Genomic DNA, 13,613 nt, shown 5'->3' with positions numbered 1-13,613 from the left:
AGCGGGGACGCTCCAGGAATCAAAGATCATCTGGTACGTGCTTGTCGGCGCACGCGGGCCATCGACGAGGGATCTTCCGCCGAGCAGCATACAGCCTTTTTTCGCAGCGCTGACTACCGGCGGGTGTAGCGGTGCTTCACCCCGTGCGGGAAGAACTCCGGGTCGTCGGCGGGGCGCAACTCGATCCGCGGCGTCTGGTGCTCCGGCAGCACGTAGTTGGCGAACTCGCTGTTCAGGCGCAGCAGCTCGGCGCGGATCGATCCGGCGGCGAGCTCCGCACGGTCCGGCGTGGGCTCCGCACCCGCGGCGAGTTCCACCACGACCGACAGATGCCGGTCACGGTCCTCGTCCTCGATCGTACGGAGCACGAAGCGCCCGGTCGTCCACTCGCTGACCCCCGGCCGTTCCAGGCCCACGGTGACGTTCTCCGGGTAGATGTTGGCGCCGAAGAACGACACGGTGAACAGGGAACGGCCGAACACGTACACGAACGGCAGCTCCGGGCCGTCACCCGGATCGAAGCCGTGCTCCCGGCAGAGCGCGACCATCTCCGGGTACGACAGCAGCCCGCCCTCGTCCGCTATGTGATACCTGACCAGCGGCACCATGCCGTCGGCGCTGAACGCGAGCGTCCCGTCCGGCGCCGTCTCGAACAGGCGGGCCGCCGGGTCGTACTGAACAAGTGTCGGCAGCCGGGAATCGCCGAACAGCTTCGTGGCGACCTCCGGGCGGTCGGCGAGAAACCGCCTGATCCGTACGCTCAACGCCGTCTCGTTGCCGAGCACCCCGGCGTCGGCCGTTCCATACAGCGACGCCACCCCGGACACCGGGTCGGCGATCCCGGCCCGGGCGGCGACCAGATCCCGCCACTGCTCGCTGAACACCTCACCGGCCAGGACCAGCTTCACGTCGTACTCCGGCCAGTTCACGCCCCGGGCCGGACCGGCGTCCACGACGTTCTTCACGAACGGCGGATAGCCCAGCAGCACCACCTGCTCGAAGTGCCCGCCCAGTTCGCCGACCACCCGCAGGATCTCGCCGATGTCGTTGCCCGGGGCGGCCACCGTGACCGGAAACCCCGCGGCCGACAACTGCCGGCAGGCCGCGACCGTGTACATCCCGCCGACCCAGTTGCCCAGCGCGAAACACACCACCGCCAGGGTGCTGCGCCGGTCCGCGCCGAACCCGTCCCGGAACACCTGCGCGAACCGGGCGGTCACCGGCTCCTCGTCACGCACCGAGCGCGGCCACACCGTCGCCCGCCCCGACGACCCGGACGACAGCGCCACCATCGCGGCCGCGTCCAGCCGCCCGTCCCGGCACCGCTCCGGCAGTGGGAACCGCAGGTGGTAGCCCTCCTTGGTCATCAACGGGATCTGGCCGGGCTCGCGGACCGTCTCCGGGTCCACGCCCTGCTCGGCCAGAAACCGCCGATAGGCCGGAACACTGCCGGCCGCGTCCCGGAACAGGCCCAGAATCGTGGTGTCGAGCTGCATACCGCCAGACTGCCCTACCTACACTCACCCGGTGCCGCAAAGCCGTTTCGTCGACAGCGGGCGATGGCTGCCCTCGTTCGCCGGGGAGTTCCTCGTCCGCTGCCCGCGCTGCCCGGCCACCGCGACCGTCCGGCGGGACTGGGACCGGGACGCGCGCTGGTGGGAACCCGCCGCGGTGGCCTGCGGCGGCTGCGGCTTCGCCCGCCGCCAGGACCGGCGGGCCGGGTGCGAGTGCGGGCGCTGCCGCCGCCCACTGCCACCGGGCTGGTCCGGACCGGTACGGGTCTGCGTACGCGGGCACTGCGGCACCTGCGGCAGCCCGGTCCGGGTGTGGCGGCGGGAGGAGGCGGCGCCCGGCTACCGGACCGTCACCGTGGACTGCGCCACCTGCCGCGCCGGCTCAACAATCCGGGGTCCGGGCCGAGGCCCTCCGTGCGGTGCGGCGCATGGAACACCTGCTGCCGTAGGGTTCGGGGCATGCTGGTCGACAGCTCTTTCGAGGTTCCGGCGTCGTACACCGCCGGCGGGCTGCGGCTGGAACTTCTCGGACCCCGGCACAACGAGGCCGACCACGCCGCCTGGACGTCGAGCATCGACCACATCCGGGCGACTCCCGGATTCGATCGTGGCTGGCCGCCCGCGGACGGGATGACGCTCGCCGAGAACCTGGCCGACCTGGAGAGCCACGCCGACCGCTCGGCCCGCCGGGTCGACTTCGCGTACTCGGTCATCGATCCCGCCACCGGCGACGTGGTCGGGTGCGTCTACTTCAAGCCCACGACCGCTGGCGAGATCCAGGCGACCTCCTGGGTTTCCGCCACCCACGCCCACCTGGACGGCCCCCTCACCGACATCGTGGGCAGATGGCTGCGCGAGTCCTGGCCGTTCGAGACCGTCCACTACCGCACCCGCGACACCCCGATCACCATCCACGGGAGTCCCGGCTGACCCGGGTCACGCGGACCGTCGTACCTGAGTGACCGGACCTTCGCCGGCGAGCTCGTGTTGATCACCTTTATGGTGTGCGCGTGAACTCGCGGATCCGTTGGCTTCTCCTTGGTGCTCTCTCCGGCGTCGTCGTTGCCGGCTCGGTGGCCGCTGCCGGTGTCTGGGTGTCGCGTGACCAGGGCGGTTACCCGATCGACGCCATGGAACCTTCGGCGGTTCCATCTACGGCAGCGGCGTGGGCCGCTGAGGGCACGCAGAATGTGGCCCATGCCGGCCAGGGCCCGGCCTTTCCCGCCGAACTGACCGGATGGAAAGCCGGAGATGAATGGGACGGCGGCCTCCGCGCGAGCGGCGACTGGGTGTCGCTGTGCTCCGGTGATCAGTGCGGCGACATGTCATATCCGGCAACGATGAACGGATGCGCGAATCAGCGGTTCCTACTGCGATGGCGTACGAACGACGGGGCGCCGGTCCACTTCGGGTACGGCACTGTGGCCGCGGACATCGGAACGCTCGTTGAGGGTCAGCTGCCGCAGCCGGCCAGCATCGGTTGGGCCGAGCTGCACGGCTGCGGCTGGCCGTTGTGGAGAACGACCGGGTCGAACAGCCTTTCGGATGTGACTGTCGCCGTTCAGGTGTGGTACCCCGCAGCGTAATCGCGCCGTTGCACCATTGCTGCGGATCGTCCGTCTGGGCAGCAGCGAAGATCGATTAGCGGTGACACGACGCTGGACGGCCGGTTCCGGGCGATCAACGAGGCGAATAGATTCGCCGCTGTGCGTGCGGTGGGTGCGACAGCGCGGTTCTCGCGAGCGTCTGTTTCGGTGATGGTCGGCTTGTGGCTGACGGCTGCCTGTGGATTGCCAACGCGTTCCTCGAGTTCCTCGGACGGAACACCGCACATCTGGGTGGGCAGCAGCAGTGAGTCTGCAGTGATGGTGCAGCTGACCCGGCAGGACAGCTCGCTCACCGGCACCATCGACGAATCGTCGGCCGAATACGGCGAAACGGTGCTGAGGCCAACACATCTGCAATTCACCGGTACGGTGTCCGGGACAGCGTTGACCTTGACGTTCACCGGCCTGCTCGGATCGCAGGCCGCGCTGTCGGGAACCCTGACGAGCGATGATCTCACCCTGTCCGTGCCCCAGGAGGACGGATCGGTCGGCCAGGTCACGCTGCGACCGTCGACCGTCGAGCACTACAACGAGCTGGTCGTCGCCTTGCAGGCCACGGTGCGGACGGCCGCGGACGTGAAAGCGTCAGCCGACGCCGCCCAGGCCGCCTCCGTGGCCGCGGAGACGGCCTTCGGCAAGGTTGCCGATGGCATGGAAGTCGTACAGAGGGTGGTCAGGGAAGCACCGGACCTGAAATCACTCGACACCCACCTCTCTGACGCCCGTACCTACCTGGCGAAAGCACGATCGGAGGCGGTTGCCGCCGGGTCCGAGAATGACGCCATCGCGGCTTGCGACCGGGTGATCGCGGCCGCCGACAACTCGACGGCGGTTCACGACGCCGATTTCGCGCTCCAGGAAACCGTCAATGAGGTCGATGCCGCGATCGCGGCAGTGAACGAAGCGCTCGCCACCTTGGCTGCCGACCTGAGCGACTATCGTGACGCGCTCGCGCAGGCGCCGGGCTACACCAGCGGCGGTGCCCTGGGCGACGATGCCATCTCCGAGTTGCGGACTCGCGCTCGGGAAACCGCGGCCTCATGGAAAACGAAGTCCGACACTGCGAAGAAGACGATGGCCGAACTCGTCTCCGATGCGGAAGCAGTCGTCGACGCCGCGGACCGGAAGTACTGTCAGTAGAACGCGTTGCGCCAGCGCCAGGTGTTCGACAGGGATCGCGGGCCTCGCATCGCTCGGCGCCCGCGTCCCGGCCAAAGGTCCCGGGGTAGCCGATCGTGGATTTGATCCGCTTGGCCGCCTGGAAGTCGCCATCCTCGGCCATCGCCCGGCATCGCCAGAACGGCTGGATGCGGCGGGGCGATGCGGTGGGTCCCGGCGCGGAGCGACGCGACGGCGGGGCGGTGGCGACGCGATCGTATCCGGGTCACGTGGCGGAACGTAGCCGTCTGACCACGACACCGCCGACGTCGGTCAGCGGGACGAAACCCCAGAGGCGGGAGTCGATGCTCTCCGGATGCTCGCCGAGCAGCACGCCCATGCCGGGCGGCACGATCGGGCCGGCATGGGCCACCGCGTCCGGCGCCGGGTCGCCGGGGAGCGCGGTCAACCGTTTCACCAGCCAGGTGGTCAGATGGGTGCCGTCCGCACGGTCGCCGCCGGGATGGCGGGCGATCACCACGTCGCCGCGCCGGAGCCGGCGCGTACGGCGTACCAGAAGGCGGTCTCCGGGTTGGAAGACCGGCGACATGCTGTCGCCGACGACGTCGATGAGCAGCAGCCGCCGTCGCGCCACGGCGAGCGCGCCGATGGCCGCGAGCATGGCCAGAATGCCACCCACCATGCCGAATCGGTCCCTTTCGATGGCGGGATGGTGGCCGGCCCGGCGGGGCCGGCCACCCGGGGTGTCAGCAGCAGCCGGCGCGCGAGCTGTAGTACGGCCCGGAGCAGCTGCGCTGCTGGGAGGCGTAACAGCGGGGCGAGCCGCTGACGATCCGGTTGTAGTAGTAGGTGCAGACGGGGCCGCCGCAGCCGATGTAGGCGAGCGTGCAGTTCGTGCACGCGGACGCCTTCGCCTTCGGCAGCACGGCGCTCAGCATCTTGTCGCCCAGCCGGGCGATGGTCCTGGTCATGCGAGTCGTTCCCTTCTCGATGAGCCCGACGTCGTGTCGGCGCGGACCGAGCCTCGCAACGGCCGCTAACGAGCCGCTAACGATGCGCCGTCGCCGACCGGCCGCGGACGGTGTCGATCAGGTGGGCGATCCGGTGGCCCGGCGCCACGCCCAGGCCGGTGGCGAGAGTGCGGCTCAACCGGTCGTGAACCGCCAGGGCCGCCGCGATGTCACCGCGTTCGAGATGTGCCGCCATCAGGTGCTCCCAGGCCCGTTCCCGGTACGGGGCCTGCCGCACCAGCGATTCCATGGCGTCGATGGCGGCGGCCGGATCGCCGAGCGCCAGCTCCGCCTCGGCGAGGTCCTCCATGACCCGCCAGCGGCGCTCGTCGAGCGCGTGCGTGACACCGGCCGCCCAGGCCGACCGGAGGTCCGCGCACGCCGACGCGCCGCGCCACATCGACAGTGCCGCCCGCAGCAGTTCGGCGCGCTCCGGCAGGCCGGCGTCACGGGCCCGCCGGATCAGCTCGTCGTGCCGGACCAGGTCGGTGGTGACCCGATGCCGGCACAGCACGTACCCCGGAGGTTTGGTCTGCAGGGCGTCGGCGGCGCCGAAGCCGGCGAGAGTCTGGCGCAGCGCGCAGATGTGGCCCTGGAGTTTGGTCGTGGCGGTCATCGGCGGGCGGTCGTCCCAGATGGCCTCGAGCAGTTCCGGCACGCTGAGGGTGGTGCCGAGGCCGAGGCTGAGCGCGGTCAGCAGCGCACGCCGGCCGGGTCCGCCGATGGCCGTCATCGGGTGGCCGGCCACCGTCACCTCGAGCGGGCCGAGCAGGGACACCCGGACCGTCGCGGTCATGGCGTCGCCCCGGTGACGAGCACGTCGTAGCCGGAGGCCTGCAACCGGAACAGTTCGGCGTAGCGGCCGTTCGCCGCCATCAGCGCGGCGTGGTCGCCCTGTTCCAGGATCGTGCCGTCGCGCAGGACCACGATCAGGTCGGCGTCCCGGACGGTGTTGAGACGGTGCGAGACGAGCAGGCTGGCGCGGCCGTGCCGCAGCGACGACAGCCGCCGGTGGATCTCGTGTTCGGCCTCCACGTCCAGCCCGGACGACGGCTCGTCCAGGATCAGCAGGTCCGCGCCGTCGCGCAGGCAGGCGCGGGCCAGGGCCATCCGCTGCCACTGCCCGCCGGACAGCACGACACCGGCGGACGGGTCGGCGTCGTCGGTGAACGCCCTGGTCAGTACGGTGCCGTAACCGCGGGGGAGGGTGCGCAGGGCGTCGTCCACCCCGGCGGTACGGGCCGCGGCGACGATGCGTTCCGGGTCGTCGCCGGCGGTCACGTCTCCGACGGCGATGTTGTCGTGGGCGGACAGCTCGTAGGACATGAAGTCCTGGAACGTCGCGGAGATCCGGGCCCGTAGCGAGGACGGGTCCAGTCCGGTGATGTCGGCGCCGTCCCAGCGGATCACGCCCCGCGTCGGCGGATAGAAGCCGCAGATCAGCTTGACCAGAGTGGACTTGCCCGCCCCGTTCTCGCCGACGACCGCGAGCGAGCTTCCGTACGGGACGGTGAGCGTGACGCCGCGCAGCACCCAGTCGTGGTCGGGGGAGTAGCGGAACCAGACGTCGTCGAACTCCAGCCCGTGCCGCAGCGGCGGCGCCTCCGGCAGCGGTCCGGCGGGCGCCCGCCCGGCGGCGGTGACGTCCACGTAGTGACCGAACATGATCATCGTTTCGCCGGCCATGGCGAGCTGCTGGACGAGACCCGAGACCGACATCTGTACGGCGGCGAGCGCCGCGATCACTACGACCAGGTCGCCGACCGTGCCGTGACCGGCCAGCACCTGCCGTACGAAGACGGCCAGCGCGACCAGCGACACCACCCCGGTCAGTGCGGCCAGGGAACCGTCCACCCACAGGGCGATCCGGTCCTGCCGCCGCTCCTGAGCCTGGGCGGCGTGCAGCTCACGCATCATCCGGCCGCGCAGGAACCCGCCGAGCCCGAACAGCCGGATCTCCTTGGCGGCGCGCATGTCGAGCAGCAGCCCGGCGTAGAACGCCTGCCGGCGGAACAGTGGCGCGGTGCGTTCCAGCATCTCGCCGCGCAGCCGGGCCAGCCGGATCTGGGCGGCGAGCGTGGGGGCGGCGGCCAGGAACACCAGGGCCGCCACCGGACCGGACCAGACCATGAGAGCCGCGGCGAACGTGCCGATCGTGATCAGTTCCTGGCCGACCCCGAGGAACATGGTGCTGAGCTGGGTCGGGGCGTACCGGCTCGCCTCGCCGGCCAGGCGCAGCCGGTCGTGGTAGCCGCTGTCCTCGAGTTCGGTGAGGCCCGGGTGCGCGGACACCGCGGTGAACAGTTCGGCCTGGGTGCGGACGAGGACCCGTCGTTCGGTCTCCCGCTCCACGTAGTGCGACACGTGCGCGATGAGCGGAGTGAGCAGGCCCAGGAGGCCCAGCCCGGTGACGCCCAGGACGATCTCGGAGGTGTCGTGTGCGGACAAACCTTCGATGATCGCCCGGGTGAACCAGGCGACCGCCACCGGCGTGAGACCGCCTACGACCATGAGCACGATGCTGAGCCCGGCCGCCCACGGCGCCGCGCCCACGTGGATGGCGAGTGCTCGGCGGATCAGCGTTGCCGCGCGCCGCACGTCCGGCAGCCCGGCCGGCCGGCTCGTCGCGTCAGCTCCGGGGCCGGGTGCGGCATTCGCCAGCTCGCTCATGACGCCACCTCCGCTGCGCTCCGGCGTCGCCATGAGTTCGAGACTGAGCCGAATGATTCGCTCGCAAGCTCGCTCATCGGATGCCTTCCGTGGAAACCCCCGGGTTTAGCCGTGGGGAGGAAACGGATCGTCTGCGGAGCAGGTCAGGGGTAGCCCATTCGCCGTCGAGGCGGATGGGCGTCTGGTCGGACGTTGTGCTGGTTCTCCACATGCCTCTTCACGATTTCCAGGGTCGTTGGGCTTCGCGGGTATGGTGTCCGATGTGTCCGAGACGGTGCGTTACACCTACCGCCTGCGGCCCGGCCGCACCGCGGAGGCCGCACTTCTCGGTGAGTGGGGTCGCTGCCGGTGGCTGTGGAACGAAGCCGTCCACCAGCAGAGGACCGGCCGCAAGCCGACGTTCGGAAAACTGTCCAAGCTGCTGACTGATGCTCGCGGCCGTAACGCCTGGCTGCGCGCCGGTTCCCAGGTCGCCCAGCAGCAGACATTGCGCACCTACGGCACCGCCCTGGGTCACTCGTTCACGGTGAAGGGCCGGGGCCGTCCGAAGGTCAAGAGGCTCAAGGACTCGCTGCCGAGTTTGGAGTACACGACTCGGGGTTTCTCGATCAAGGGCGGCCGACTTCGCCTGCCCGGCAAGGTCACGATCCCGGTCGTCTGGTCCCGGGAACTGCCGTGCGACCCGTCCAGCGTGCGGGTCTATCGCGACAGCCTCGGCCACTGGTATGCATCGTTCGTGGTCCGTCGAGACAGAATCACAACGCCCGAGGCGGATCGGCCCGGCATCGGCATCGACTGGGGCGTGAAGGTAACCGCTACCACGACCGATCCGGCGTTCGACCTGCCGCACCTCGGGCATCGCCGACGGTGCGCTGCTGAACTGGCCAAGGCACAGCGCAGGATGGCCCGCCGCCGCCGGCCGAAGGACCGGCCACCATCGAACGGCTACCAGACCGCGAAACGCCAGGCCGCCCGGATCGCCAAGAAGGCCGCCCGGCAGAACACCCACGACGCCCGGGTCTGGGCCAAGAACGTCACCGAGCATCACAGCCTGATCGCCGTGGAGGACTTCAGACCGAAGTTCCTTGCGAAGTCCCGGATGGCCCGTAAGGCCGCCGACGCGGCGATCGGCGCGTGCAAGCGAGAACTTGTCGAGCGTGGCATGCGGGCGGGCCGGAAGGTGGTGCTGGTGCCGCCCGCCTACGCCACGATGACCTGCTCCGAGTGCGGCGAGAGAGCCAATCACCGCCTCGGACTGGGTGTCCGCATCTTCGAGTGCACGGCCTGCGGCTACACCGCAGATCGCGACCTCAACGCCGCGAGGACGATCCTCGCCACGGCTGAACGCGACCGTGCCAGTGCCGACGACGTCAGACATCTGATCGCCTCCTTCCGGGATGGTGGATCAGGTGCGGTCCGAGCTGGGAATCCAGGGCCTGGCCCCGGAGGGAAATCCCCCGGATTCATCCGTGGGGATCGTTAATGGCCGCCCAGCACGTCGTCCAGGCCGTGGTCGCGGTTCAGCAGGACACCGGCGTCGTCGAACAGCAGGAACGTCGGCGTCGCCTCGGCCCGGAAGGCGGTCATCATGTCGCTGGTGCCGGTCTCGACGATCAGCCGCCCGGCCTTCTCGAGCCGCGGCGACAGTTCGTCGGTGTCGCCGCCGGCCACGGTCAGGACGCTGACCACGGTGATGCCCATGGCGGCCAGGTCGTCGGCGCGGGCCGCGAGCCGGTCGGCCTGGGCCGGGCAGTGGTGGCAGCCGGCCGAGAAGAATCCGATGAGCGCCTGTGTTCCGGCCAGGTCGGCGCGGGACAGCCCGCCGTCCGGTGACGTGAACTCGGGCATCGGGTCACCGGGACGCATCCCGGTGTCGGGTGGTGTGGTGATCTCGATGAGTCTCTTCTCGGTCTCCCGCAGCCGCCGGATGACGGCGCCGGTCAGGACCAGGTCGAGCAGGACGAGCGCGGTGAGGACAGCAACCGCTACGGACAGCAGGGCCATGGGTCTCTCCGGTGTGGTCGGTGGTGCCGGACGAGTCAGCGGGCGGGGGTCGCTCCGCGGAAGAGCCAGACGATCTCGTCGAGCCAGGCCAGGGCGGCCACGCCGATCGCCGCGACCGCGCCCGCGGCGAGGGCCTGCGGGGCGCTGATCCTGGTGAGCGGATCGGCGGGGCCGGCGAGCGCGCCGGTGGCGACGGCGCAGAGCAGCGCGGCGCGCAGCACGTGCCGGCGGGACACCGGGGCGCTGGACGCCCCGAAGCAGTGGCAGCCGGCCCGGGAGCCGCGCCGGACAGCCGTGGCCAGAGCGGCGGTGAAGACCGCGAACAGCGCCGCCGCCAGGGCCAGGCCCACGGTGGCGCCGGACGGCCGGAGCAGGGCGGCCACCACGATCACCTCGGCGGCCACGGCCGCGGCGGCGACCGGACGGGCCCAGCGGCGTGGCGCCAGACCGAGATCCACGACCGCGCCGGCGAACGCGGTGAAACCGGCGCGGCTGCGCAGTTTGCTGATCAAGGAGATGGCGAGAACGCCGGTGAGCAACAGAATGCCAATGACGGTGACGACGCGCATGAGGCCCCCGATGACCGCGTGTCGATGTCTTAACAAGTGCGAATCAACGGTTAGGAAACTACGGCCCTCGATCGACGCTAGTCAACTGCTTCGGTGAAGATTCCGGTATTCGATGTGAGCGCTCACAGCCGTTCCAAGATCGTTGATCTTCCTAGTCACCGCGGATCAGCGGAACGGAGGGTTTGATCTAGGATTTCCCTTGTTAGCGCGTCACTCGGCCGAAAAGTCTGCTGAAACAATCGCTTCCCGATCCGTTTTCCAGCCATTCCGTGGGCGCCGGTAGCCTTGGCCCCGTGCTCCGGATGATCTCGCTGGCGGCGGTGATGGCCGCCCCGCTGCTGGCCGGGCCGCTCAACGAGGGCCTGCCGGTGTGGATCACCCCGCTCAGCCTGCTCCTCGTCGCGGCGGCCCTGGCGCTGCACCGGTCCCGGCCGTCGGCGGCGGCGCTCGGTCTGCTGGCCGCCAGCGCCGTCGACTGGCGGCTCCTCCCCGCCGCGGCGATCCTGTCCTACCAGGCGGGCCGTCGCGAGCCGCCGGCCACGAGCGTCCTGGCCGGGCTCACCGGTGTGCTGGCCTTCGGCACGGCGGTGCCCCTGCTGCGCGGCCCCAACCTCTACGGCTGGCTGGTCTGGATCACCGGTGTGATCGTTCTCGGCCTGCTCCCGGCCCTGATCGGCTCGTTCCGGCGTCTCCAGGCCGAACTCGTCCAGGCGGGCTGGGACCGGGCCGCCCAACTGGAACGCGAACAGCGGATCGTCGCCGACCAGGCCCGCCTCCAGGAACGCGCCCGCATCGCCCAGGACATGCACGACTCCCTCGGCCACGAGCTGAGCCTCGTCGCACTGCGGGCCGGCGCTCTCGAACTCGACGGCACGCTCACCGCGGAACAGCGGGCCGCCGCCTCCGAGGTCCGTGCCGGGGTGACCACCGCGGCCGACCGGCTCGGCGAGATCATCGGCCTGCTCCGCGACGACGACACCCCGCCGCGCCCGGCCGGCGACCACATCGGGGCACTGGTCGACCGGGCCGCCGCCTCCGGCGTGCCGGTGGTGCTGACGGCCACCGGCGACCACGGCGACGTGGCGCCCATGCAGTACCGCGCCGCTCAGCGGGTGGTCCAGGAGGCGCTGACCAACGCCACCAAACATGCCCCGGCGGCCCCCGTACGGGTGCTTGTCGACCGCACCGGCGACGAGATGACGGTGACCGTCCACAACGGGCCACCTCCGTGCCCGCCGGCCGAGCGTGTGCCCCACGGCGGCCGGGGCCTCACCGGGCTCGGCGAACGGGTCGGCCTCGCGGGTGGTGTCCTGCGTGCCGGACCACTGCCGGACGGCGGGTTCCAGGTGGTCGCCCGGCTGCCGACACGGCCCGGACCGGTGCTCGAAGCCGGCCCGGACCCCCTCCCGCCGGTGGGGCCGGAGACCGCCCGCCGCCGGGCGCGGCGTGGACTGGTGCTCGCGGTCGCCCTGCCCACGCTGCTCACGGCCGGGCTGGCCGGCACCCTGATGGCGGTCTACGCCCACGACAGCCGCACCTCCCACCTGCCGCCGGAGCGGTTCCGGGAACTGGTGGTCGGCGCCGGCCGGGACGAGGTGGCCGGCCGGCTCCCCGAACGGCAGGCGCCCGAACACCGCGACGAGAACGGCCCGCCACCACCATCGGGCAGCGCCTGCGAGTACTACCGGTCCACCGCCGGGTTCCTGCCCACCCCGTTCGACGTCTACCGGCTGTGCTTCCGCGACGGCCGGCTCGTCGCCAAGGACGTGCTCCCACCGAGCCGCTGAGAGGACCGAGTTGATCCGCGTGATGCTCGCCGACGACGAGGCGCTGATCCGTGCGGGCGTCCGCGCGATCCTCGCCGGAGAACCGTCGATCGAGGTGGTGGCCGAGGCCGCCGACGGCCGGGAGGCGGTGGAACAGGCCCGCCTGCACCGCCCCGACGTCGCGTTGCTCGACATCCGGATGCCCGTCATGGACGGTCTGGAGGCGATCGCCGAGATCCGGCGGACCGTGCCGTCGACCGCCACCGTCGTGCTGACCACCTTCTCCGAGGACGAGTACATCGCCCGGGCCCTGGACGGCGGCGCCGGCGGGTTCGTCCTCAAGACCGGCGACCCCCGCGAGCTGATCGCCGGGGTGCGGGCCGTGGCCGAGGGCGGCGCCTACCTGTCGCCGCGGGTCGCCCGCCGGGTCATCACCCACTTCCGCGGCGGGCACGTGACCCGGGGCGCGGCGGCCCGCGAACAGCTGGAGGTCCTCACCGAGCGGGAACGCGACGTCCTGCGACTGGTCGGCGAGGGACTGTCCAACGCGGAGATCGCGGCCCGGCTCCACCTCGTCGAGGGGACCGTGAAGGCACACGTCAGCGCGATCCTGGCCCGCCTCGGACTGCGGAACCGGGTGCAGGCCGCGCTTCTCGCGTACCAGGCTGGAATGATCGGATGAGCGGGAGCCGCGGCAGCAGGGTGACCACGAGGGTGGTGGCGACCGCCCCGATCAGGAAACCCGCCACCACGTCGTGCGGGTAGTGCACGCCGACGAACACCCGGGAGAATCCGGCCAGCAACCCGACCGGGAGCGCCAGCAGACCCGTCCGCCAGGAGACCAGCAGGATCGCCACGACCAGGGCGGCCGCGATCGTGCTGTGGTTGCTCGGGAACGACCAGTCTCCGGTGGGTGGGCAATCGCTCGCCACGATCGGTAGATCCGGGAAGGTACGGCAGGGGCGTTCCGCGTCCAGGTAGGTCTTCGACCACTCGCTCAGCCCGTACGCGAGCACCACCCCCACGCCGCCGGCCAGCACCCTCGTCAGGGCCGGGCTGCGGCGGGCGCGCCAGAGGGTCAGCGCCCACATCCCCGCCAGCAGCACCACGCCCAGCTCGGTGAAGTGCGCCATGAAGCCCTGCACGAACTCCGGAGTGGTGGCCGCCCACTCGACGATCGCCCGGTACCAGCCACCGGCCACATCCGGAACATTCTCGATCCGCGTCTCGATTGCCATGCCCATGAACCGTAGGCACGGCCGGGCCTTCCGCCATTGAACGTCGGTCAGGACCGGCCCCTGACGAAAGTGAGTGTACTGGAGTGAGAGATTCAACCTCTGGAATGTCTCACTAC

At 70.8% G+C, this 13,613-nt stretch carries 15 protein-coding genes; 6 read left to right on the top strand and 9 right to left on the bottom strand.

The window, feature by feature from the left end:
• Positions 1-113: 113 nt before the first annotated feature.
• Entirely contained in the window at positions 114-1,496 is a 1,383-nt protein-coding gene (locus tag KZ829_RS15915) for a phenylacetate--CoA ligase family protein (protein WP_220144666.1), read from the bottom strand.
• A 24-nt stretch (positions 1,497-1,520) separates the two neighbouring features.
• Positions 1,521-1,805, bottom strand: a complete 285-nt coding sequence (locus KZ829_RS15910; RefSeq protein WP_220144665.1) for a hypothetical protein — start codon at positions 1,803-1,805, stop codon at positions 1,521-1,523.
• 168 nt (positions 1,806-1,973) lie between these two features.
• Between KZ829_RS15910 and KZ829_RS15905 the strand changes: the two genes are divergently transcribed.
• From KZ829_RS15905 to KZ829_RS15895, 3 genes are all read left to right on the top strand, one after another.
• Complete coding sequence (locus KZ829_RS15905) at positions 1,974-2,444, top strand: N-acetyltransferase (protein ID WP_220144664.1); 471 nt, start codon at positions 1,974-1,976, stop codon at positions 2,442-2,444.
• A gap of 80 nt (positions 2,445-2,524) precedes the next feature.
• Positions 2,525-3,100 carry a hypothetical protein gene (locus KZ829_RS15900; protein WP_220144663.1) on the top strand — a complete coding sequence of 192 codons (576 nt, stop codon included), beginning with the start codon at positions 2,525-2,527 and terminating at the stop codon, positions 3,098-3,100.
• Between the two features lie 279 nt (positions 3,101-3,379).
• Positions 3,380-4,261, top strand: a complete 882-nt coding sequence (locus KZ829_RS15895; RefSeq protein WP_220144662.1) for a hypothetical protein — start codon at positions 3,380-3,382, stop codon at positions 4,259-4,261.
• 244 nt (positions 4,262-4,505) lie between these two features.
• On the opposite strand, the gene KZ829_RS15890 is transcribed toward KZ829_RS15895, so the two are convergent.
• The 4 genes from KZ829_RS15890 to KZ829_RS15875 all read right to left on the bottom strand — a co-directional run bounded on the left by KZ829_RS15890 (position 4,506) and on the right by KZ829_RS15875 (position 7,920).
• Positions 4,506-4,922 carry a S26 family signal peptidase gene (locus KZ829_RS15890; RefSeq protein WP_220144661.1) on the bottom strand — a complete coding sequence of 139 codons (417 nt, stop codon included), beginning with the start codon at positions 4,920-4,922 and terminating at the stop codon, positions 4,506-4,508.
• A gap of 64 nt (positions 4,923-4,986) precedes the next feature.
• Complete coding sequence (locus tag KZ829_RS15885) at positions 4,987-5,211, bottom strand: hypothetical protein (protein WP_183221472.1); 225 nt, start codon at positions 5,209-5,211, stop codon at positions 4,987-4,989.
• Between the two features lie 76 nt (positions 5,212-5,287).
• A complete protein-coding gene (locus KZ829_RS15880; protein WP_220144660.1) occupies positions 5,288-6,046 on the bottom strand; it encodes an AfsR/SARP family transcriptional regulator in 759 nt (252 codons plus the stop codon).
• Positions 6,043-7,920, bottom strand: coding sequence for an ABC transporter ATP-binding protein (locus KZ829_RS15875; protein WP_220144659.1), 1,878 nt, complete (start codon positions 7,918-7,920; stop codon positions 6,043-6,045). The genes KZ829_RS15880 and KZ829_RS15875 overlap by 4 nt, the downstream gene beginning before the upstream one ends.
• A gap of 262 nt (positions 7,921-8,182) precedes the next feature.
• Between KZ829_RS15875 and KZ829_RS15870 the strand changes: the two genes are divergently transcribed.
• Positions 8,183-9,403: an RNA-guided endonuclease InsQ/TnpB family protein gene (locus KZ829_RS15870; RefSeq protein WP_220144658.1), complete on the top strand. Its 1,221-nt coding sequence runs from the start codon at positions 8,183-8,185 to the stop codon at positions 9,401-9,403.
• Here the strand turns inward: KZ829_RS15870 and KZ829_RS15865 are convergent.
• Positions 9,400-9,924 (bottom strand): redoxin domain-containing protein, encoded by a 525-nt coding sequence (locus KZ829_RS15865; RefSeq protein ID WP_220144657.1) that lies wholly within the window; start codon positions 9,922-9,924, stop codon positions 9,400-9,402. The genes KZ829_RS15870 and KZ829_RS15865 overlap by 4 nt on opposite strands.
• Positions 9,925-9,959: 35 nt before the next feature.
• Positions 9,960-10,493: a MauE/DoxX family redox-associated membrane protein gene (locus KZ829_RS15860; protein ID WP_220144656.1), complete on the bottom strand. Its 534-nt coding sequence runs from the start codon at positions 10,491-10,493 to the stop codon at positions 9,960-9,962.
• 302 nt (positions 10,494-10,795) lie between these two features.
• On the opposite strand from KZ829_RS15860, the gene KZ829_RS15855 reads away from it, so the two are divergent.
• Entirely contained in the window at positions 10,796-12,280 is a 1,485-nt protein-coding gene (locus KZ829_RS15855; protein WP_246635729.1) for a sensor histidine kinase, read from the top strand.
• A 22-nt stretch (positions 12,281-12,302) separates the two neighbouring features.
• Positions 12,303-12,941, top strand: a complete 639-nt coding sequence (locus KZ829_RS15850) for a response regulator (RefSeq protein ID WP_281428147.1) — start codon at positions 12,303-12,305, stop codon at positions 12,939-12,941.
• Here KZ829_RS15850 and KZ829_RS15845 read toward each other — a convergent pair.
• On the bottom strand, positions 12,859-13,497 hold the full coding sequence (locus KZ829_RS15845) for a phosphatase PAP2 family protein (protein WP_246635652.1): 639 nt from the start codon (positions 13,495-13,497) through the stop codon (positions 12,859-12,861). The two genes, KZ829_RS15850 and KZ829_RS15845, sit on opposite strands and share 83 nt — an antisense overlap.
• Between the last annotated feature and the right edge of the window lie 116 nt (positions 13,498-13,613).

This window comes from Actinoplanes hulinensis (genome assembly GCF_019429605.1).
Lineage (GTDB): Bacteria > Actinomycetota > Actinomycetes > Mycobacteriales > Micromonosporaceae > Actinoplanes > Actinoplanes campanulatus.
Note: the sequence above shows the minus strand (reverse complement) of the source record. Positions and strands in the feature narration are given on the sequence as shown.